Below are 21,655 nucleotides of genomic sequence, written 5' to 3'. Positions count from 1 at the left end.
ATTGGATCGGTGGCAGGTCCCAGCCGCAGGACAACCGCGGACTGGCGAGATTTCAGCTCGCGGTTCTGCGTTGTGTTGCAGCCTGAAGGGCCATGCCGATCAGCAGCAGCGCCGGCCAGTAAAGATAGGCCAGCGACTCCAGATTTTCGCCAAAACTGTACATGAACAGCAGCAAGGTCATGGCAAATCCCGTTTGTCCCAGACGGGAAAGCAGGGCCGAGCGCAATAGCAGAGCAAGAGTGATGGTCAGCGGCACCGCGAGCGCGAGCAGGCCGAGCAGACCCTTTACGAACAACAGCCCATACCAGCTGTGGTGGCTGCCGATCGGCATATATTCGACCAGATGGGGGCCCCGTTCGACAACACCGTGGCCAAACCAGAAAGCTTCCGCCTGCCAGCGTTCCACGGCAATCCGGCCCAGCGTTTCCCGGACTCTGGTGGAATCCGCGCGCGCGCCGGAAAATTCGGATTTGGCCATATCCAGCGCGTCAAGAATATCCAGTGCGAACCAGCCCGAGAGCAGAACGATCGGCAATATGAGAAACCACAGGAGAGGACGGGTCGCCTGGCTGAAAAGCAGCGGTACGGGGGCGATGATGACCAGTCCGACAAGCGCCAGCCGCGACTGGGATAACAGAATCATGGCCAGAGCCGCGGCAATGCCCCAGTTTCTCCAGCGACGATCCTGCTCCTGACAGGCACAGATCAGATAGACCAGTCCTACCATCCCCGCCGCTGGCGACCAGGGTGCAAAAAACTGCCAGCGGGGCGCGCCCGATCCGGGCTCCAGCGTATAGAGAATGGTGGCAAAATATTCCGGTCCGGATCCGCCGATAATCTGAAGCGGCGAAACCCACAAGGTCGCCGGCAATCCGGCAAAGGGCGCGACAAGAAAGAACGGCAGCAGCATAATCGTATATTTGCCGGTCCGGCAAATGGCACGATAGACAATTTCCCGCCTGATCGGCAGCACCGCACCGGCAAAGATGAACAATGCAATGAGCAGCCATCCCTTGGCCCAGCCTATGGAAGATTTGATGGTTGCACCGGTCCCGAGGCTGAAATTGAGATGCCCGGCGATCAATATCACCAGCATGACCGTCATTGCGACAAGCCAGACAGATATTGGCCAGCGCGGCATCTGCAGACGCTTGGACTCGGGCAAGACTGGACCGATATAGTAGAAATATAGCGCCTGCAGGCAAAGCACACAGCCGAGCACCGGCCCCGCAATATAGAGCCCGCCTACCAGCCATAGAAGCCATGTCGCCAATATGGTGTAATAGACTAGATATTCGGAGCTATTCTGCGGATGATCGGCTGTCTGAACCATAGCAATGCCAGTCCTACAAGAATGATGATAGTCGCGCCTGTCGCGCCAGCCAGAGCCAGCAGGACCGAGGGGCTCGACGGCGATAGCGGCAAGGAAGGTTGCTCGAGTGTCTGGACCAGCGGGTAAGATGCAAAGGGATCCTGCTTGTTGGTGTCAACCCGCGCCAGCGCCGAGGAAAAAACGGCCTCTGCCACGCGGTGGTCCCGCACAAGATCCGCCAGTTGCGAAGCCTGTTTCACCAGTTCACCGCTTTTCAGCGACTCATTGGAAATATCTTTGCGGATTTCAGCAAGGCCAGCCTGTGCGCCTGCGCTCTGCGAATTCGCGACGATCATGCCCTGCATCATGTTGGCTCTGCCGTCCGCGACCGCGATATCGACATTTTTCAGAATTGCATTGGCGCCCAGTCCGGTCAGTTCGCGACCGCGACGCACCAGCGCATTTTTCAGCAGGTCCCGTTCGGATCTGGCCTGCACCATATCACCATGATTGTCGCCAAGCGTCGCTTCCTTTTCCCGGGTATCGACTTCCACTTTGGCATATTGATCGGCCAGCTGCTGAAACACCGGGTCCGAACGCAGCCGCAGCGCGCTATTGGCCCCGTTCACGCTCTTGCCGAGTATCGAAGCAAAGCGGCCTGATTCCGCGGATTTCTGGCGCAATATTATGCGGGCTTCCCGCTCCTGCTGGCGCAGCGCATCCATATTGGCAATCCGGGTATTGAACTGGTCCAGGGAAACCAGCCCGGTTTTCGCCTGAAAATCAAGTAGCGCCTGTTGCGTCGTCCGGACTTTCTTTTCCAGCACGACGAGGTTTTTATTGTCGGAATTTTCCCGCATTTCCGCTTCGTTTTTACGCAGTTCATCGAGCTGGTTGAGAAATGTGTCTTTCAGGGCAAGCGCGCGTTTGTTCGCCTGTTCGCCGCTCGCGCCCACCACTTCCACCTGGATCAGGTTGGTCTGGTCGATCAGCTTCACATTGGGCGCGGGAAACCGGTCCATCTCATCACCGGATTTCCCGGCGCTCTGCCGCAAGGTTTTATCTGTCATCAACAGACGCTTGTAATTCTCGGTCGGGCTCAGCGTCGCGCTGGAAAAGGCCGATGAAACGGATGATTGCGCCTGTCCGATACTTTCCACGTTCAGAGACCCGCCAGCACCCGAACCCGGCAGGATCAGGGTGAACTTGCTGCGATACTGATCGGGAGCCAGCGCCAGAAACAGACCTGTCAGAACCCAGATTACCACAATCCAGACAGCCGCGGTCTTCAGATAGCGTTTGTGGCGCAGGCGCATCGGCCGGCGGTTCTTCAAAGCGTGCCAGAGCCTTGTGTGCAGGCCCGGCTGCTCGATGAATTCCTGTTTCATGATCAGTCCAGATTCTTCAGCAGAAAATAGGGGGATGCGGTTTCGCCGACCAGGCTGATCACATCGCGCATATTCATCGCGAAACTGTCATAGCAGGCAAGGCTGTCCCCCGGCATGAGATAAGGATCCCTGCCGTCACGATCGTCCTGACGGACCAGTTTTTCAACCGAGCGCTGGATCACCACCGATTGGCCGCTGATCGGGTTGCGGGACATCAGCACTACTTTTCGCGCCGCGTTCATCGCCGATCCGCCAACACAATTGGCGGCCACCATCGCCTGGGACAACCGGGTACCATATGGCAGGTTGGTCGCGTCGCGGTTTATCGCGGACGAGGCGTTGTTGCTGGCTGGCCGAGACAGGTTGGACATATAGACCCTGATCCCCGGAGCCGTGATTTGCGATGGTTTGACCAGATCATCCTGAAAACAGGCCCGCGATCCGACAATCACCCGGTCGTTGGCCGTCAGCGCGATATCCTCAATTGCGCTGCCATAGATCGCGCCATTCAAATCTATCTTCGTCCATTGCTTTCCCCGAACAAGATATACAGCGGAGAGATCGGCATCGGGCCGGACACCCCCGGCGGCGCGCAATGTGGTCGTCAATGACCGGTTCGCATTGCTGTCGCCGGAATCGCTATTGCTCAGATTGACACCGCGGGTTTCCGGATTGCGTTCGCCCACCCGGATCATTCCCGGCTCGAACACCGCGCCGCTGACGGCAACGCTAATTCCGCCCAGTTCGAGCAGTTGCAGCCGGACGCTGTTCCGCAAGCCCCGGATGAGCCCCGCCTCGACCAGTTCGCTTGCAATGGCCCTTTCCGCCTCGACGATGGACCGTCCGGCCAATCGGATTGTTACACGACCGTCCAGCGTGATCGTGCCGTTCGCGGCCAGCACATAGGTTCGTGACAGGCTGTCCTCATCGCCGGCCACTTTTAAACGGACCCGATCGCCGGATGCCAGAAGATCCGGAGTGCTGGCAAACATACGCGATGCGACCTGGCCGCCCGCAAGCAGATCAGCCGGAGTCATCGTCGCCTGGCATGAGCGAAAGCCCTCGCCGGTCGCTTCGACCTGCTGCGGCGCATATTGGCTGCCAATGGCATTCGCCGGCCGTTCCATGGTCGCACAGCCACCGAGAAGCGAAGCCGTGATCAGGATTGCGATAGTCTTGTGGGTCATGATGTCACCTGCAAATTGAGTTCAGGTCATCCTTTGCAATCGCCGTGCCAGTAGCTGTTTTGCAGGACTTACGATGGTTAACATTCCGATAATGCGAATTATTCTGGTCGGTATTTGCAATTTGCAAAGGTTTTATCGCATATTGCGAATAGATCTTGTTGCAAAATGCAGGTCTCGAGCAAGACTTCGCGGAATTCAGCCATTCGCATTTTGGCATGGAAGATGCTTTGAACCGGTTAACAACCGGAATAAAAAGGAATGGAACAAGATGAAGGGTATAATTTTTACGGAATTGGTTCGGTTCATGGAACAGGTCCAGTCACCGGAATTCGCCGATCAGGTAATCTCCGGAGCCGCGCTTCCCAATGATGGTGCGTTTACCTCGATCGGCAATTATCCGGCAGATTATGCCCTCGCCATGGTTGGCCAGGCGTCCGAACAATCCGGTATCGAAGCCACCGAGCTCTGCCGTCTGTTCGGCAAATATCTCTATGATCGATTCAACATCTTATACCCGCATATCATGGAATCCTACAAGTCGGCCGAAGCACTGTTGACCCATGTCGGCAGCCATATTCATACCGAAGTCTGTGTGCTCTACCCCGATGCGCGGCCTCCCCAGGTCACGGCGGACGTACAGGAAGGCCAGACGGTCATTCGCTACCAGTCGCATCGCCCCATGGCCGCGATCGCCCATGGACTGGTCCAGGGATGCATGGAACATTATGATGACCGGCGTTCACTCGACTGGGAATGTGCCGTTGATGGGAAGTCGGCCATTTTCACGATAAAGGGATAAATTTGTGTCCAGTCACAAGATATTGATCATCGAAGACATCGCGTCGCTGTCGATCGCCTATGCAGGCCATCTGGAAACGGCGGGATTCCATTGCGTCATTGTCGACAATCTTGCCGATGCCAATATCGAACTGGGTCGCGAAGATTCCGGCTTTTCAGCAGTCTTGCTGGATTTGCAATTGCCCGACGGCAACGGTCTGGACTGGCTCGAGAATAACGGGGCTATCCTGTCGGAAGTCTCGGTGATCGTCGCCACGGCGGACGGTTCGATCAACCGGGCCATCGATGCGATGCGTCTCGGCGCCTATGATTTCATGGTCAAGCCGCTCTCCCCCACCCGTCTGGTAACGGTCATGAAAGGCGCTGTCGAAGTCACAAAATCGGTTCGTACTGATGAGGATAAGGCGCCGGAGACCGGTTCGGGAGCCAACGACTTTGCAGGTTTTATTGGCGCCAGCCCGCCCATGCAGGAAGTCTATCGCCAGATTAAGAATGTCGCCAATTCAAAGGCTACGGTGTTCATTACCGGCGAAAGCGGCACCGGCAAGGAAGTGTGCGCCGACGCGATCCACAAGGCGGGACCCAGAGCAAAAAAACCCTTTGTCGCGATAAATTGCGGTGCGATCCCCGAGGATCTTCTGGAATCAGAACTTTTCGGTCATTTGAAAGGCTCTTTTACCGGCGCGATCACGGATCGGGTTGGCGCGGTGCAGGCCGCACACGGTGGCACATTGTTTCTCGACGAGATTTGCGAAATGCAGTTGAAGCTGCAGGTCAAGCTGCTGCGCTTCCTTCAGACCGGTACGGTTCAGAGAGTGGGCGCAACCCAAGCCGAGGATGTAGATGTGCGCATCATCTGCGCGACCAACCGCAATCCGGCGCGGGAAGTCGAACAGGGGCGCTTCCGGGAAGATCTCTACTATCGGCTCGCCGTAGTTCCGATCGGCCTTCCCCCGCTGCGGGAAAGAGGCAGCGATATCACATTGATCGCCAATTCCTTCCTGATGCGATTTGCAGAAGAGGAAGGGAAGAAATTCCTGCCGCTGAGCGCGAGCCTGGCAGAAAGCTTCGAGCGCCACAACTGGCCCGGCAATGTCCGCGAGTTACAGAATCTGATGCGCCGGGCGGCAGTCATGTTTCCCGGCCCGCATCTGGACTCGAGCCTGCTGCCGGAATTTGTCGACCAGACCGCGCCGGTGCCCGAACGCCCCTCTTTAGCGCCGGAGCCGGCAATCGCGCGGGCAGCGTCTATCGACCCGGAACCGTTCGACGGGTTGAGCAAACTGGATGGCATGACATTGGACCAGATCGAGCAACTGGTCGTCGAACGAGCGGTTCGCAGATGCGATGGCAGCCTGACCAAAGCGGCGAGACAACTGGGCGTAAGCCCGTCGACGCTTTACCGGAAACGTGAAAAGTGGGATATGGCTGCGTCGGAAGCCTAGCGCAAGCTAGTTCGACACGAGATAATAAGACACGGGGCGGCTCTCACTGGTCCGGATATCGATCTGATATCGCTCGGTGAACAGCGGCAGCCATTCGCAGTTCGCCGGCTTCAACGACGTAAGCCGGCTGCAGATTTTCCTTCCCTCGCCGTCACTAATCTCGATCGACACCGGTTTCGATGAAGCCGGCACCAGCGCCACAGATGCCTTTTTCCCCGCGAGAAATATCTGGTTGATACTGACCCGCGACGTTGCCGAGACCACCCCCTTTTTATAGGATGGACCTAGCGCCCTGCCGCGATAGACTGCTGGCGGAGTCGATGGATCGATGACGCTGGCCTGCCGGCTCCAGCTTTCCGACAGATCGTCATGCTGATCATCGTCCGGCCTGGCACCCAGATTGTCCAGCTTCCCAGCAGCCGCGCGCAACCCGGCCGCGTCGGCATTCCTCTCGGCCACCTGTCCGGCAATGATCGCGTCGGCCGTGCGAGTCACCGCGCTGGTAGCATCCGGTGCCACGACAGGTTCGGACTGGGGCGGCGATGGTTTCTCAGCCACATTCGTTGCCCTGCCATTGCACGCTGAGAGAAACCATAGCGCCCCCGCCAGGGCCACAATCGACCGGTTCTTCACATCAGGCACTCCCTTCCGGTTTGATCTCGAACAACGCTCCCGGTCCGGCATCCCGGCAGACTATGATCAGCCCGTTCCGTTCGGCCAGCGCCTGTGAAAGAGCGAGACCGAGGCCGTGCCCCTGCGCCCCGTTGGTATCGATACGAACGAAACGCTCGAAAATCTTCTCGCGCATATTCTCCGGAACACCGGGACCATTGTCCCGCACAGTGATAACCGGCCCCGGTTGCAGGACAAGTTCGACCTCCCCGCCTTTGGGCGTATATTTCAGGGCATTGTCGAGCAGATTGGACAGAATTCGCTGGATATGGGCGGGATTGGCCATCATCTTGACCCCGGGCGCAATATCGGTGCCAAATTTTATTTCCAGATCCTCGGCGCTTTCGGCGAACAGTTCGGTGATTTCGGCTGCGATTTTCGAGATGTCGCACTCCGATAATCCGCTACGGTCCCCAATTTGAGCGCGACTCGAAGCTATGTCGAGCAGCGAATCCAGCATGGCAATAATATCGCGAATATCCTGCCGCGCCCGTCCGAGCGCTTCGCTGTGCAGCGGGTCCGTGCTCTGGCCGATGGCCGTGACCAGACGGTTGTCCAGATGCATCAGCGGCGTCCGCAATTCGTGGGCAGTGTGATCCGAAATATCCCGGTGCGCGGAAATCAGCGACGCAACACGTTCGATCATGGCATTGCCATGCTCCGACAACTGGTCCAGTTCGTCTCCCCGCCAGTCGACCGGGATGGTTGCGGCCAGATTGCCGCTGCCGATTTCGCGAAATGCGTCATTCATGCTGTCAAGCCGGGTCCTGAGCCGACGGGTTGCATAATGGCCGATCATGCTGAAGATCAGCACCAGCAGAACCCCGGCGACGAGAAAGGCGGTTCTGATCCGCGCCAGCAAGGCTGAACGGGCCAACGTGTCGCGCCCGACCAGCAGTTTCAGGTCAGGATTCAGCTGCGTGGCACGCCCGTAGACCTGCGTTCCGTCCGCCAGCCGGAAAAACCCTGCTTCGGAATTTTCCGACGACAGTTCCGGCCAGGAGTGTAGATTGCCAATGATTGCGCGCCCGCTTGGCGACGCGAGCAGATAATAGCGCTTGTCGTCAGGCGATTGCAATGCCAGCCGGTCCGAAATCCGCTGGCTCAGTTCGCCGCCGCCCCCGGTGATGTAAATATCGGCAAGACCGGCAATATCCGTATCGACGCTGCGCGCCATCTGCTCGCGGAATTCGCTTCGTACGATCCATTCCGTCATCGCGAACAGGGCTGCGGAAGACAATATCGACACGATGATGACGACCAGACTCAATCGACCGAACAAGGATGACAGTAATTTCATGATCAGACGGCGTGGAGCCGGTAACCTGCGCCCCAGATCGTCTCGAGCACCGGCTGGTCGAAACCTTCTTCGAGTTTGCGCCGGAGCCGCCCGACATTGACGTCTATGACGTTTGTTTGCGGATCGAATTTCAGGTTCCAGACGTTCAGCAACAGCATTTCGCGAGTGACGATCTCCCCGGCATTCTGCATGAAATACCGGAACAGATCGAATTCTTTGGGGCTGAGTGCGAGATGCCTGCCCTGGCGGTGCGCGGTTCGTGCCTTGATATGGCATTCCATATCACCGAAAATGATCACCGCGCTATGGGATTGCCCGCTGGCCCGCCGGTGCAAAGCCCGAACCCGTGCGATCAGTTCCTCTTGCTCAAACGGCTTGGCGAGATAGTCATCGACCCCGGCATCCAGGCCCTCGATCCGGTTTTCCGTGCGGCCCAAGGCCGACAGCATCAGCACCGGAATATCGACACCGGCCTCGCGCAATTTGCCGACAATCTCGATACCGCTCATGTCCGGTAGCATCCGGTCGAGAATCACGAGGTCGAATTGCGAACCGGAAGCTAGCCGCAGACCGTCACTCCCGTCAGCCGCCCAGACTGTTGTGGCGCCGGTCTTGGCCAGTGCGGCGGAAACCATCTCCGCCGTCTGCGCGTCATCCTCGATATGCAGAATGTTAAGACCCGGCATGAAATTGGCTCATCTTCAGATATGATCGATTCATGGCTAGACCCATAGCATCTTCAGCTCAAGATGGAGCAGTGACAAATGCTGTTAGAAAATGCCAACCAACAGTTTGCAAACATGCGTTTTCTTTCATAGAATTGGCGCGGACGCTTACCGGTTTCGACTTTTGCCAGCAATGGCCAGGCGATAATCAGCATTGTTGGAAGAGGTTGCAGAAAATGGCACTCAGATATTGGAAACTGGCTTTGTTGCTCTCCGCCGGAGTGCTGCCCGGCATCGCGCAAGCGGAAAATGGCGCGACGCTCAACGACAGAATGACGGCCCTGGTCGACCGCGATGTTTCGCGGCAACCCAGGGTTGCTATTGATGAAATCCGGGCGATGCTGGAAGAATCTCAATCCGACGAAGAGATCAGCACGCTCGCCCGGGCCGCAGCGCTGGGCGCTCTGGGCGGTGCCTATTTCTACATTCAGGATTTCGATGAAAGCCTCAGCAATTTCCGGGCCGCGGAAGCTCTGCTGGAAGCGGACAATCTGCACACCCACAAGCAGATGATCTCGATACTGAACAATATAAGCGTTGTTCTGAGCATGACCGGAAAAGCGGAAGAGGCGCTCGCGATACAACAGAAAGTCCTGGATATCCGGCGGGAAACCGAAGGGACAGAAAGCTCCGCCTATGCAGCGGCGCTGTTCAATATCGGTAGTACCAAATACCGGCTGGGCGACTATGAATCAGCCGTGGCAGAAATCCGGCAGGCGGTGAACATTGCGCAGGCCATCGAGAATCCGACCGACGCAGACAATACGCTGGCCGTGACCTATTGGATGTCTCTTGCAGCGGTCGTCAATGCAACGGGTAACACCGAACTGTCACTAAGGGAAAATCGTCTGGCTACCCAATATGCCGAGAACCGGCTGGGAAACCGCCACCCCGTCTATGCCGGAGCATTGAACAATCTGGGTTCGGCCCTGAGCAGCGCGGGACGCTGCGGAGAGGCGATCCCCCTGCTCCGCCGGGCGCTGGATCTGCGCAGTGAGATTCTGGGCCGCGACAAGCGTGATACGGCCATCACGCTGACCAATCTTGCCGACTGCCTGTCCAAAACCGAGCCAGGCCCGGATCAGGTGGCCATGTTCGATGAAGCCGCGCGAATTTTCGGGAGCAGTCCTGGCAACAGCCAGAACCGATTCACCGGCAACAGCCTTGCAAAAGCAGGATTGCTCAGCACCCGTCTCGGAAAGTTGCAACAAGGCCAGACCTATCTTGAGAAAGCGGTGACGCTAACATTGTCCGCGCTGCCGGACAACCATCCTGCCGTCGCCGAGCTGCGTCTGGAACTTGCCAACAACTATCTGTTGAACAGGAATTACGATTCCGCTCGATCCGTCATGAACGAGATCGCAGCACAAGAGGATGTAGTCGCCAAATTTGCGGTAACCGAAAAATTCAAATTCGCATTGATGCAAACCGAGATTGCCAATGCATTGGGGCATATCGACAACAAGTCATCGGAGGCAGTTTCCGCCTATCGTGAAGTCCGCCAGAGCATATTGGATCGTGCCATATCGAGCGAGGAATATTTCGCGGATGATACCGGACTGACAGACCAGTTTGCGCGTTTTGCCGGTATCTTGGCCAGCGAAGGAAATATAGCGGGAAGTTTCGACGCCATGCAACTGGCCCAATTCGCCGATTTGAGCAGCATATCGGGCAGTTTGACAGCCAGATCGATGGCCGAGAAAGCCGGTCTGGGGGACGAGGTCAGAAAGCTTCAGGACCTGGTGCAAAACGGCAAGAAAATTGATGCCAGCTTCACCAAGGCAACAACCGATGGCGACGCGCCCGGGCAAACCGCTCTTCTTCGGGAGCGGGAAGACAATAGCAGAGCGATTGTCGAATTGTCGGCAAGGATCGAAACCGCCCTTCCCCAATATTGGTCCTTGGTGAAACCCGAGCCGGTCGCCCTGGAAATGGTGCAAGCTTCGCTGGGGTCTGCGCCGCTCCTGATGGTCACCCCGGCGCTGGATGGTGTCTATGTCGCGGCGGTCACGCAGGATAACTATGTCTGGCACAAAACTACGGCCACGCCCGGACAACTCAGGCAATGGGTTATGGACATCCGCAACAGCGTTGCCCAGACAAATGGCTCGACCACAGACTTCGCGATGCAAAGCGCGCATGCTCTCTATCGCTATTATTTCCCGCCCAAGGTCGAGCAGCTGTTGCAGGACAAAAGCGAGATACATCTGATTAGCGCAGGTATTCTGGCGGCCATCCCCGCCTCGTTGCTGATCACCAAACCGGTGTCCGACCGGACCGCCGATGCGGAGATAGCGTGGCTGATCAAGCGTTTCGCCGTCAGCAATCCGATGAGCGTGAATGATCTCGTCCGGCCGCCAGCTGCCGGTGAACGGGAAATCCGTTTTGCCGGATTTGGCGCGCCTTCCCTTTCCGGTGCCAAAGACGGTCCGGTAACCTTTGCCAGTCTGTTACGGAGCGGAAATGTCGATATCAGCGAAGTGCGCGATCTTCCCAGCCTGCCGTCCGCCACGCTCGAGCTGAAAAATATCGGGGAAGCGCTGGGGCAAGACAGATCGCGGGTCGTCACCGGCAATGCCGCTACCGAAGCGCTGATCAAATCAATGGATCTGCGGCCTTATTCGGTTCTCGCCTTCGCGACGCACGGACTCGTTAGCGGAGAATTGCGGGGTTTGGGGGAGCCCGCGCTGGTATTCACCCCGCCGGAAAGCGACGACGGCAGGGACGACGGTCTGTTGACGGCTTCGGAAATCGGTCAATTGCGGCTCGACGCCGACTGGGTAATTCTGTCCGCCTGCAATTCGGCGTCCGGTTCCGGCATCGGCACACCCACCTATTCTGGCCTTGCCAAGTCATTCGCCTATGCCGGCGCCAGATCTCTGCTTCTCTCTCACTGGCGCGTTCGTGACGATGCCGCGGCGAGATTGACGGTGGACACCGTCAAGAACGCCGCCGGCGGAATGGACCGGGCCAAAGCCTTGCGCCAGGCGCAACTGGATCTGATGGCCGACCCGACTGTCCCCGGAGCATCACATCCTGCCGTCTGGGCTCCATTCATCTTGATCGGCGACTAGAGCCGAGACAGAAGGGCGTCCTCCGGGATGGAGGACGCCCTTCCTAATCAGCGATGTCCCTGCGCACGGGTCGCACTAGCGCAAGTCTTCGACTGAAACCCATCCTTTGGTGCCGTAATTGTCGGTAACTTCGACAAACAGACCGGCCTTGTTGCCGGTCGGAAGCAGTTCGGTATCCGCGCGCAGGGCCCGAACCTCTGCCGCCGTGGCCGAAGCACTGGCCAGCATTTTGGTTTCCACGGCTACCGTATAGCCGCTGCTGGCGGCTGCGGGAGAAACGACGGTCGCGGTCTGACGCACCGTTGCGAGAGCTCCGGCCTGCGAAGCCAGGCCATTGAACGCCTCGATAAATGCGCTGGTGACCATCTTTCCGTCTTTGGAACGGCCATATTGTCCAAACTGCCCTTGGCTGGCTGCAACCCAGTCGGCCCGGTCCAGGATCTTTATAGTCGATTTCTTGCTTTGACCGCTGCCAGCGATCAATGTCTGGCCATTGGCCGGGTTCATCAGCCGCAGGCCCGCCGTGATCGTCTTCTTCTTGCCGCCGAGACCGCCAAACATGCCCATCAGCGCGCCGCCCATCGGAACCTTGCTCAGAACGGTGCCGGCTGCGCCCGACCGTACCAGCCCCTCGGTCAGCGCCGTCTTGGCGACATTCATCGTCTGGTCCACTTCCTCCTGGGAACCGGCAATGGCGGACATCAGATAGTCCGCAGGCTGGCCACCGGCACCGCTGTGCAGCGTGAAGCAACCCGATTCCTGAACGATCGCGCCAAGCATGCCACGCGGACTGGACAGGCCGAATTTGCTCCAGCCCTGGGTGTCGCCATCGGTAATCGCGATCGTCCCATAGGAGGCCTCGCATTTTACCACTTCGACGTTTTTCTCTTTCGCGGCAGCCGGCGCCGCCGAAACAACAAGCGATGCAATCGCGGTGACCGCCAACATCGATGTAACTGGTTTGAATTTTGTCATGATTTCCGTTCCCCTTGCTCTCTGTACAAAGAGAAATTGGGCGGAAGCCTGCCCTTTTGCCAGTTACAGATATTGTTAGAGACGTGACAGACGCTGTTAGATTCAGCGAACTCCAGCAGAAACCGGGTCTGGCCTACCCCGCCAAGGCGCGAACAGCCGGCCGGACCCGATCGTCCCAACATCTAGTGGAAGGAAAAGTTCGGGCCGAGCCGTTCCCTGATAGCGGCGATACCGTCCCCAGGGTTGAGACCAGCTTCCAGCCGCCTTCCGATGCGCGGCGTTGAGCCGATCCCCTTGGCATTAGCGATCCCCGGAAGGATTCTGCCATTCACACCAGTCCACGCGGACCAGTCGCTGCCAACAGGCTGGCTTGTAGTTGCCGCTGCCCCGGCCTTGCCAAATGCTGCGGCCCCTTCCACTATCTGCCCGGAACTGCCGAACGTATAATTGACTCCGACATGGCTCGCTCCATCGCCGGCCAGGAATCCGTCGATGGTTGCGCGACAGCCGCTGGTACAGACGGGGCCATCGCCGGAAACGGCAACATTGAAGCTCGCAAATGTATGATTGGCAAAGCCCGTGCTGGTGTCGGTAAAGATGACCAGGCCATTGGTAGCGGTACCCGCTATGCCCCCCTCTGTGGCGATCCCATAAGTCGAACCGCCGATGCCGACTGCAAACTCCAGTCCGACTTTTGGTGTGCTGCCAAAAGCGATGGCCAACTGCCCGGCAAAGGTTCCGGGTGTTTGTGATCCATCCCGCAATGTCGGCGCCGTGGAACCCACCAGATCATAGGCGATGGTCCCGCTGGCCGGGAGATTTGTCGCGGCGCTGCCGTAAACGAAATGCACCCCGCCATTTTCGGGATAATCGAAGTTTCTGGCGCCATTTGCGTCTGACAGCGTTGCTGTGCCATCCGCCCAGCGAGTCCAGTTGATAACACCGTTCCCGGCGCTGCCAAAATCAACATTCCCGGCTGTATCACGAACGCCGGACACACCGCCCAGGCCTCGATATTCGCCCAAGCGGCCATCGGTGAACCCTGTCGTCTGGATTCGGTTACCCAGGCCATTGATGACTTGCTCATTGCGGGTAATTTCTTCCGGCTCATCCTCCAGATCGGCGCGTTCGAAGCCGGCGACACCGTGAATGGCACCAAAATCAGCGGTCCCGATTTCATAACTGAAGCCAATATAGCGACCATCCTTGCCGCTCAGGAAGCCGCTGGCAGTCCCCGTACATCCTTCGCAGCGACCGAGTTCGGAGAGGACCATGCCCTCACCAGTAAAATCATAGACACCATTGCCGGCATTGACGACATCAATCGACAGATCGTCGAGGCCACCGGCCGAAAGAAAATTAAACCGGTCATTGCCCATGCCAATCACCGTATCCCATCCCATTTTAAGGGTCGCAAAATCGATCGCGATCTCGCCTTCAAATGAGCCCGGATCACCCAGTCCGTCGACCCGGGTCGGACGCGTCCCGCCGCCTACGGCATATTCCGCACGACCGGTGGGCAAGATGCCGGTGGTGCGTTCGCCGTAAATATAATGGATGGATTCGCTGCCGGACAGCACCCGCTTGCCGCCATCGATATTGTCATATTCACCATCTGCCCAGCGGGTCCAGCCCAACACATTGCCAAGCCCGCCATTGTCGACATTCTTGGCCGTTCCGATATTGCGGAATGCACCGCCGATTCCGGTCTCGACCCTGACCTCGGACAGAGCCGACTTGTTGGTCGATACACCATCGACATAGTCGGAGATTCGGGTAGCCTGACCATCGCCCTGTATTTCTCCACGGGTCATGAAATTCGCGGAAACCCCGATTGCCGAAGCAAAGTCGCCGGCCACAGGCTGGCTGAAGCTCTCGTCAATCCGGACACCGCGGAAAGTTTTCGTGATCGGATTGGGCGTCCCGCCGCTATTGTCTCCTTTGGCAAAGGCGGCGCTGCCGTCAATCCACTTGAAGACGTCGAGCGCATCATCGCGGATCGTATAAGCAAAACCCGCATGGCTGGCGCCGTCACCGGCGAGGAATCCGTTATAGACAAAACGGCAATCACCGACGTTGCAAGCTATACCCAGGCCGTCCTCCAGATCGATTGTACCATTGAACCGGCCGTCGCTCAGCACAGAAATGCTCGGCGCCAGCACACCGCCCGCCGAAGAAACCTGATAAACAGAGTCGGATATGGATATCGTCGCTTCGAGCCCTGCCCGAATTTGCGCGGTACCGAAGTTGACCGAGAATTTTCCGTCAAACGTGCCGGGTGCGATGCTGTCGTCGCGCAGCGTCGGACTGGTATAGCCGATCAGGTCATAAGTCAGAAGACCGCCCGATGGCGGATTGATCATCGGCACGCCATAGACAAAATGGTCGCCGCTATCGGGACCCCGCTGCGCGCCAAATAGCTTTGTCCCGCCTGCGAGGCGCGACCAGCCGATAATACCCTGATCCCCGCCTTTTTCGACTTCATCTCGATCGGCAAACTTGATTTCAAATCCACTGCGGAGCCGGTAGCCGACAAATTCATCGCCTTCAAAGATCAGGGTGACCTGACTATCCTGGCCGGTCTCCGTGATTTTGGCAAAAGCGAGATTGATATCGCCGCGGCTGTTATCCGGCCGGATCCCGTCCGAATCCACCAACACCGGAGGCGGTGTAGGCGTCGGCGACGGTGTCGGCGTGCCACCCCCCGTGTTACCGCCAAACTGTGGGGGAACCGTATATCCGGCCAGCCGGAACAGGCGTGCCAGCTCGTCCGGATCGAGACCCGCCGGGAAGGCGTTGGCAAACAGAATATCGATCAGCGCCTGCACGGTCGGATCGCCGGGCGGGATCGTACCGCCGGCAGCAACCAGCGCCAGCAGGTCTGCCAGCGAGCCGAAGCTCGGACCACTGCCGGTAATACCGGTGATCGTATAACCGGCAGCCCCCAGCGCCCGCAGAAATTCTTCCAGCTGGAACTGGGAAATGGCCGATGGCACGCCATAGGTTTGCAGATTGAGCAAGAAGGCCTGAATCTGGGCGGGAGTCAGCCCGCTATACGAGTTAAGACTGCCGCTTCCGCTCGCTGTCAAAATATCGAGAATGATTTGCACGGCGAGCGCTGGGTCAATCGCTCCGGTCTGGGCCTGAACAAGCGCCTGAATCTGGCTTGGCGTTGTCGCAGACTGCAACGTTCCGGGTGTGAAATTCTGGGTTTGTGACACGCCGGCAAATCCGAGCGATGTCGGGGTGGTCTGGCTGGCGTTTGCAAGATATTGGGCTGCCGCTGTCTGGGCCCGCTGGACCTGCTGCAAAGCGGTTCGTCCGCCGCTGCGATTGGGTTGGACGCCAGCGGTTACCACAGCGGCAGGTCCCGATCCCGCGCTGGCACGAAATGCATTGCCCGCACTGAAATTGCGGCTGCGACCGTTGCTGCTGATTTGCATCGATCCGGATAGCGCAAAGCCGGAAAAGCTCCCGTCCGCGGCGATTTTTCCACTGCCACTGCTGCCGGAGCGCAACGAAAGCTGGCTTCCATTCCCCACCAGGATCGGCATGGAAGTCCCGCCTTTGGGCGCAGATGCGGTAAAACTGCCGCTTGCTATTTTCAGTTGCCCCTTGGCATCGATCGAATAGCGGGCAGGACCGACGATGCTTATCATGCTCCCGTCATCAAGCTTCAGTTGCACCGTGCCAGACGAAATCTGTTGCTCGCCCCCTCCCTTTTGTACCGATGGATTACCGGCATCGGCGGAAGCAAAAACCATTTCCGCGCTCCATACCGGGGAACAGGGGATGAGCAAGGCCGCGAGGGTCGTGACCAGCGCGCTGGCACCAGCCAGTTTAGCGTCGGTCAGCAAGCTGGTATTTCTCTGATTGTCATGGGTCATGATATGTCTCCCGAAAAATTCTGTTGAAATTAGAAGCTCAGGCGCAAGCCTACCGAGGCGGTCCAGCGGTCATAGTCGTACAGGCCGATATTGCTGTCGTTGCGGGTATAGGTCGCGCGGGGTCGGACGCTCAGCGTTTCGGTGAATTTGTACCGGACCCCCAGCGACGCATCATATTGCATATCCTTGCGACCTTTGAGAAACAGCGGGTCACTGGCATCATAGTTACGATGTTCCACGCTGGCGCCGGCGATAATCGCCGCTTTTGCGCCCAGACCGAATTCGCCGCCCATCTGGGCACTGAAAAAGCCATAGCTGAGCTGGTCCGCTCCGGGACGGCGAGTATCTTCCTTGCCGCCACCGATGCCACCGTAAATCCTGTCATCGGCATAAGTGATACTGCCGGAGAAACGCTCTGCATCCTGCAGTGGGTTGCCATCATAGTTCAGCCGGAAATATTGCCCGCTAACCGATAAGGCGCGATTGCCCGAGAGCCGTTTGGTATAGCGTACATCTCCACCGATGCTGGTGCGATAACCGCTATGCCCGAGCCAGAATCGCTGCCCTTGTCCGGAAAGGGAGATCACGTCGCCGTTGGCCAGGCTATGAGAGACGCCTACCGTACTGACCGCCGATGCCTGGTCGACGAAACGCGTGTCGACATTGTCGCGCCAGTTTCCCAGAACGGAGCCGAACAGACGCGTCTGACGGCTCAGCGGGGTAGAGCCGGATAGTCCGCCTTGAATCTGGTAAAATCCGGCATCCTGTTCTCGCGCGGCACCGTTTAATGTTGCCGGCCCGAGAAAAGCAAAAAGCGGCAATGTGATCGAAGTCGCATCGGTTGCGGTGTTGATATTGCTGTCGTAGCCGCCTTCCACATCGAGATAGCCGGTAATCTCCGAAGGGCCGCCGGCGATCTGCTGATCCAGTGTCCGGACCAGGCCATCGATCCGGTTGCGCACCGGGTCGGGAATGGAAGGATCGCCGCGGACGGTTGCGAATTCCGCACGCGCCGTGTCTATGTCACCGGCCGCAGCATAAGCGCGTGCGAGTTCCGCTTGAGCGCGCGCATTCTCCGGTTGCGTTGCCAATATCCGCTGGAATGCGATGATCGCATCGCCATAGCGACCGCTTTCCAGTGCGGCCTGCCCCAGGGCGAGATCATAGTCCGGTTCTCCCGCTCGATCATCTTCGCGAGCCTTGAGTTCGGCATAGGCGGTTTCAGCCTTCCCCGCGTCCAATTGTTCCATAGCAGTTTTGACAAGTTGATCGCTTTGCGCAGCGGCAGGCGCGGAAGCCAGCAAGCAAGTGTTCAACGCAATTGTCGAGATCGCGACCGTTTTGGAAAAGCGCATTCAGGCCCCCTGTAAATCCATTGAATATGAAAATCGGATAGGCCAGCCCGACGCCGCAGGCTTGTTACAAGAACAGATAGAAAGATGACAAAGACGGTTATTACAAGGAACCACGGACTATGGCCGCTGTGCCCGCGCCTGAACCCGGACGGACAGATTTATGGGTCGGTTGTGGCCTTACCGGATCCTATCGGCGCCTGACCGCCAGAACTCGTTATGCAGCACAATCCAGACGTGGTTCGTTCTGCGCCAGTTTCAGACTGTCGCGCTTATAGATGTCGGGAAAATAGCGTATCGAACCACCTTCTCCTGCCTCGGCAGTGAAATAGGCGATATAGACCGGGATCGGTTTGAGAAGCGACAATTTGGTCGTCTTCCGGCTCGCCAATATTGCGTCAACCTGCGCCGGCGTCGCGCTGCCCTCGAGCAAGGTCTTGTCCAGATCAATCGCATTGCCCACCCGGATGCACCCGTGACTGAACGTACGTACGGCTTCGCTAAACCGCTCCTTGTTCGGCGTGTCGTGCAAATAGATGCTATAGGGATTGGGCATGACCAGCTTCATCTGTCCCAGCGCATTGCCCGGCCCCGGCCGTTGACGGTAGCGCCCGTTCTGGACGACATAGCCTTTCCGCCGTGCCGCAGCCGGGTTGTTGCGGACCAGAGAGCCGATGCCCTCTGCAACAATGGATGTCGGAATTTCCCACCAGGGATTGAGAATGACGCCACTGACCGTGGCTTCGAAAACCGGCGTCGGCGATGTGGTCTTGCCGACGATCACCGGCCAGCTATTAATCGCTCGGTCATTCTCCCACAAAGTGACCTCGAAACTGGCGGCATTCACCAGCAGATATTTCTCGCCCATCACCAGCCGCATCCAGCGCCAGCGTTCCAAATTCACCGCCAGGGTCGCCCGCTTTTCCTCATCGCTTTCGGTCGAATAAGCCGCGCGAAGCGCCTTGTAATGCGGATTGCGCGGACGGAGCGCGTCAAAATAACCGGCCAGATCATCATGCAGCAGAGCCTTCATCAGCAATTGCTGTGTGTCGATATAGCGGTCATCGCTGCCGATATGCCATTTCGCCCGGGCGGAGGCCGGAGAACATCCCTCGAGATAGGCCTGCATCAGTTCATTCGCAGCGACCGATGCGAGCCGTGACCGCCGATAGGGATCGCTTGCGGAATTCGGCTGACTGAAATCGCTGATGTTACAATGTGCCAGCGCCTCGGATGCACGCGTATCGACCAGTTGTTGCAACTGGATGATTTGCGATTCGGTCCAGATCAGATGGTTTTGCGGATCATCTGCCCGCTGATCGGCGGACTGGGCCAATGCGGCGGAAGCAAACAGAAATCCGCTCAGTAATGCTATGCATATTTTCATCCAGTCTCTCTTCCGGCTGTCGGCGGGCGAAACAATAAGTATTGATACTTAATCCCGGGTACAGGAATAATATGCTATGCATGAAGGATGAACAGAAGAAATTTTATCGCTGGCGGACTGGTTGGCCTGACCGGCGCGGCTTATGGGCTTGGCAGCCGATCCCAGGCCGCCAGCAGGACTTTAACATCCATACCGGCGCGCCCGAAAAACATTGCGCGTAACGGTTCGATCGCGCTGATTGATCGCGCAAAACAGGCCATGGCGGTCCACGAGTCATCCCTTTTGCACACCGACCGGATCGGGATTGCCGATTATTCGCTGCATTCTGCGAAAGAAAGATTCCATATCGTCGACATGGCGAGCGGGGCTATCCAGTCTTTTCTCGTTGCCCATGGCAAGGGGTCCGACCCTAAGCATACCGGATGGCTTCAGGAATTTTCCAATGTTCCGGGATCGGAAGCGTCTTCCGGCGGCAGTTATATGACCAGCGAAAGCTATGTCGGGAAACATGGCACGTCCCGTCGGCTGAAGGGTCTCGACCCGAGCAACAATATGGCCGAACCGCGCGCTATCGTGATCCACGGCGCTTGGTATGCAGAACCGGAAATGGTCGAATCCCACGGAAAGTTGGGCCGCAGCCAAGGCTGCTTTGCCTTTTCTGAAAGCGATCTCCCGGTCATATTGGAGCGCCTGGGACCCGGCCGCCTGCTTTATGCCGACAAGGTGTAACGCGCGCCTGGCAATCCCCACCGTCTACGCTCGGCAGCAGCAAATTCTCTGACGCTGGCAGCACAGGCCCGGCAGAAATGCATCCAACCCATTCGCGTATATAGCTTGCAGATCATTCTCGCGCGATCAGCGGCGGGCGGCTTTCCTATTTCTCGTCAGGCCATTTGATCGAAGGTCCGAGGTCCGCGAGAACCTCGCTTGCATCAAAAGCGCGTGCAGCATTGGCAGGCATCGACCCCCGGGCCATCACGATTTCCGCCTCAGCTTCGAACCGCTCGACCGTCCGCACATCGGTGTCAAAGGACCAGAACGGATCGCGACCGTAGGGATGCCACGTCGACCAGACACCGCCTCGATAATAGCGCCAGTGCGGACGCCAGTTCAGATAGCGAGATCCGTAATAAGGCTGGTAGCGGGGGAAGCGCTCGACATACGTGTGACGATCGGTCTCCGTTGTATGATCAGTAATCCGGAACCAGTTATAGCCGTTCTGGATCGTGAGTTCCGCTGCCCGGTACAGAAGATAGCCTTCGACCGTATCGCGTGCAGTCAGGGTATTGCCGGCAAATCGCACGCGAAAATGGGTTTCATCAATGCGCTCTTCCGAATAGCCGCCGGAAACACGCTGCCCCGGGATTTGCGGCTGGTAGGGCGTTGCGGTAGCACAGGCGAGGAGCAACAATGTCATAAGCATCGCCGTCATACGGGCGACGGGTTTCGCGATGTTTTTGTGATCCGTCATGATCGATACTCCTGATATTACCGCGATAGCGGCGGACAATGCGTGATTGTCGGCAAATTTCTGCCATTTGTCGTTACGTAATTATTCGTAAGACCCGTCTTCGGTCCGTAACAATACCTATCGTCCGCGGGGTTTCTGCTTCCTAGAAAGTTTGCAGCCGACAAGTTGATGGGAGAATGAAATGCTGGTGCGCAAGGATTGCAGGGTGATCGCCGTGGATGGCTCTCGCATGGCGATGTTCAAGAATCGTGGCGAAGCTTTCGCCCCGGTACTGGAGCTGATCGAGGAACATAAAAACCCTTCCCTGCGCACTTCGGAACTCGGCACCGACAAGCCGGGCCGCAGTTTCCAGAGCAAGTCGCCCAGCCGCGGTGCCCATGAGCAAACCGATCTGCAACAGCAGGAAGAGGACCGGTTTGTGTCGGAAATGGCCCAGCGGGTCGAGCAACTCATGTCGGGAACAAAAGAAGGCATAATTCTGGTTGCCGCGCCGCGCGCGCTGGGCGTGATCCGCAAGCATCTCGGGCCCGAGACGAGCGCGCGATTGCTTGCCGAAATCGCCAAGGATTTTGGACCGGATGCAGCGGAACCACTGGCAAAGATGCTGGCCGCGCATGAAGTTTGAGAGCTGCGCGGTCGATAGTCTCGCCCGGACTTGCGCTACGCAAAGCTCCCTTTGCCA

At 57.9% G+C, this 21,655-nt stretch carries 16 protein-coding genes; 5 read left to right on the top strand and 11 right to left on the bottom strand.

The window, feature by feature from the left end; genetic code table 11:
- Nucleotides 1-52: 52 nt before the first annotated feature.
- Genes ACHZCJ_RS01265 through ACHZCJ_RS01255 form a run of 3 tightly spaced genes read right to left on the bottom strand, consistent with a single transcriptional unit; the run spans nucleotide 53 to nucleotide 3,887 of the window.
- Nucleotides 53-1,333: an O-antigen ligase family protein gene (locus ACHZCJ_RS01265; protein WP_321323206.1), complete on the bottom strand. Its 1,281-nt coding sequence runs from the start codon at nucleotides 1,331-1,333 to the stop codon at nucleotides 53-55.
- Entirely contained in the window at nucleotides 1,288-2,700 is a 1,413-nt protein-coding gene (locus ACHZCJ_RS01260; protein WP_321323204.1) for a hypothetical protein, read from the bottom strand. Before ACHZCJ_RS01260 ends, ACHZCJ_RS01265 begins: the two co-directional genes overlap by 46 nt.
- 2 nt (nucleotides 2,701-2,702) lie before the next feature.
- Nucleotides 2,703-3,887: a polysaccharide biosynthesis/export family protein gene (locus tag ACHZCJ_RS01255; protein ID WP_321323202.1), complete on the bottom strand. Its 1,185-nt coding sequence runs from the start codon at nucleotides 3,885-3,887 to the stop codon at nucleotides 2,703-2,705.
- A 268-nt stretch (nucleotides 3,888-4,155) separates the two neighbouring features.
- Between ACHZCJ_RS01255 and ACHZCJ_RS01250 the strand changes: the two genes are divergently transcribed.
- Together ACHZCJ_RS01250 and ACHZCJ_RS01245 are read left to right on the top strand one after the other, a co-directional pair.
- Nucleotides 4,156-4,686: a heme NO-binding domain-containing protein gene (locus ACHZCJ_RS01250; RefSeq protein ID WP_159643490.1), complete on the top strand. Its 531-nt coding sequence runs from the start codon at nucleotides 4,156-4,158 to the stop codon at nucleotides 4,684-4,686.
- A gap of 4 nt (nucleotides 4,687-4,690) precedes the next feature.
- Nucleotides 4,691-6,130, top strand: a complete 1,440-nt coding sequence (locus ACHZCJ_RS01245) for a sigma-54 dependent transcriptional regulator (RefSeq protein ID WP_321323200.1) — start codon at nucleotides 4,691-4,693, stop codon at nucleotides 6,128-6,130.
- Between the two features lie 6 nt (nucleotides 6,131-6,136).
- Here the strand turns inward: ACHZCJ_RS01245 and ACHZCJ_RS01240 are convergent, their stop codons facing one another.
- The 3 genes from ACHZCJ_RS01240 to ACHZCJ_RS01230 form a co-directional block, all read right to left on the bottom strand.
- Complete coding sequence (locus tag ACHZCJ_RS01240) at nucleotides 6,137-6,688, bottom strand: hypothetical protein (RefSeq protein WP_321323198.1); 552 nt, start codon at nucleotides 6,686-6,688, stop codon at nucleotides 6,137-6,139.
- Nucleotides 6,689-6,764: 76 nt separating this feature from the next.
- Nucleotides 6,765-8,102 carry a HAMP domain-containing sensor histidine kinase gene (locus ACHZCJ_RS01235; protein ID WP_321323196.1) on the bottom strand — a complete coding sequence of 446 codons (1,338 nt, stop codon included), beginning with the start codon at nucleotides 8,100-8,102 and terminating at the stop codon, nucleotides 6,765-6,767.
- Nucleotides 8,103-8,104: 2 nt separating this feature from the next.
- Nucleotides 8,105-8,788, bottom strand: a complete 684-nt coding sequence (locus ACHZCJ_RS01230; RefSeq protein ID WP_159643496.1) for a response regulator transcription factor — start codon at nucleotides 8,786-8,788, stop codon at nucleotides 8,105-8,107.
- A gap of 215 nt (nucleotides 8,789-9,003) precedes the next feature.
- Here ACHZCJ_RS01230 and ACHZCJ_RS01225 point away from each other — a divergent pair, with 215 nt between their 5' ends.
- Nucleotides 9,004-11,901 carry a CHAT domain-containing tetratricopeptide repeat protein gene (locus ACHZCJ_RS01225; protein WP_321323194.1) on the top strand — a complete coding sequence of 966 codons (2,898 nt, stop codon included), beginning with the start codon at nucleotides 9,004-9,006 and terminating at the stop codon, nucleotides 11,899-11,901.
- 75 nt (nucleotides 11,902-11,976) lie between these two features.
- On the opposite strand, the gene ACHZCJ_RS01220 is transcribed toward ACHZCJ_RS01225, so the two are convergent.
- From ACHZCJ_RS01220 to ACHZCJ_RS01205, 4 genes are all read right to left on the bottom strand, one after another.
- Nucleotides 11,977-12,876 (bottom strand): SH3 domain-containing protein, encoded by a 900-nt coding sequence (locus tag ACHZCJ_RS01220; RefSeq protein WP_321323192.1) that lies wholly within the window; start codon nucleotides 12,874-12,876, stop codon nucleotides 11,977-11,979.
- A 182-nt stretch (nucleotides 12,877-13,058) separates the two neighbouring features.
- On the bottom strand, nucleotides 13,059-16,763 hold the full coding sequence (locus tag ACHZCJ_RS01215) for a hypothetical protein (protein WP_321323190.1): 3,705 nt from the start codon (nucleotides 16,761-16,763) through the stop codon (nucleotides 13,059-13,061).
- A gap of 29 nt (nucleotides 16,764-16,792) precedes the next feature.
- Nucleotides 16,793-18,118, bottom strand: a complete 1,326-nt coding sequence (locus ACHZCJ_RS01210) for a tetratricopeptide repeat protein (RefSeq protein ID WP_321323188.1) — start codon at nucleotides 18,116-18,118, stop codon at nucleotides 16,793-16,795.
- 214 nt (nucleotides 18,119-18,332) lie between these two features.
- Complete coding sequence (locus tag ACHZCJ_RS01205) at nucleotides 18,333-19,502, bottom strand: L,D-transpeptidase family protein (protein ID WP_321323186.1); 1,170 nt, start codon at nucleotides 19,500-19,502, stop codon at nucleotides 18,333-18,335.
- A gap of 87 nt (nucleotides 19,503-19,589) precedes the next feature.
- Between ACHZCJ_RS01205 and ACHZCJ_RS01200 the strand changes: the two genes are divergently transcribed.
- A complete protein-coding gene (locus tag ACHZCJ_RS01200; RefSeq protein ID WP_159643508.1) occupies nucleotides 19,590-20,231 on the top strand; it encodes a murein L,D-transpeptidase catalytic domain family protein in 642 nt (213 codons plus the stop codon).
- A gap of 145 nt (nucleotides 20,232-20,376) precedes the next feature.
- Here ACHZCJ_RS01200 and ACHZCJ_RS01195 read toward each other — a convergent pair whose 3' ends face one another.
- On the bottom strand, nucleotides 20,377-20,973 hold the full coding sequence (locus ACHZCJ_RS01195; RefSeq protein ID WP_321323182.1) for a CC0125/CC1285 family lipoprotein: 597 nt from the start codon (nucleotides 20,971-20,973) through the stop codon (nucleotides 20,377-20,379).
- A gap of 181 nt (nucleotides 20,974-21,154) precedes the next feature.
- On the opposite strand from ACHZCJ_RS01195, the gene ACHZCJ_RS01190 reads away from it, so the two are divergent.
- Nucleotides 21,155-21,598, top strand: coding sequence for a host attachment protein (locus ACHZCJ_RS01190; RefSeq protein WP_159643512.1), 444 nt, complete (start codon nucleotides 21,155-21,157; stop codon nucleotides 21,596-21,598).
- Nucleotides 21,599-21,655: the final 57 nt, after the last annotated feature.

Source organism: uncultured Parasphingorhabdus sp. (assembly GCF_963677535.2).
Classification (GTDB): Bacteria; Pseudomonadota; Alphaproteobacteria; order Sphingomonadales; family Sphingomonadaceae; genus Parasphingorhabdus.
This window is presented reverse-complemented; position numbering and strand designations above follow the sequence as displayed.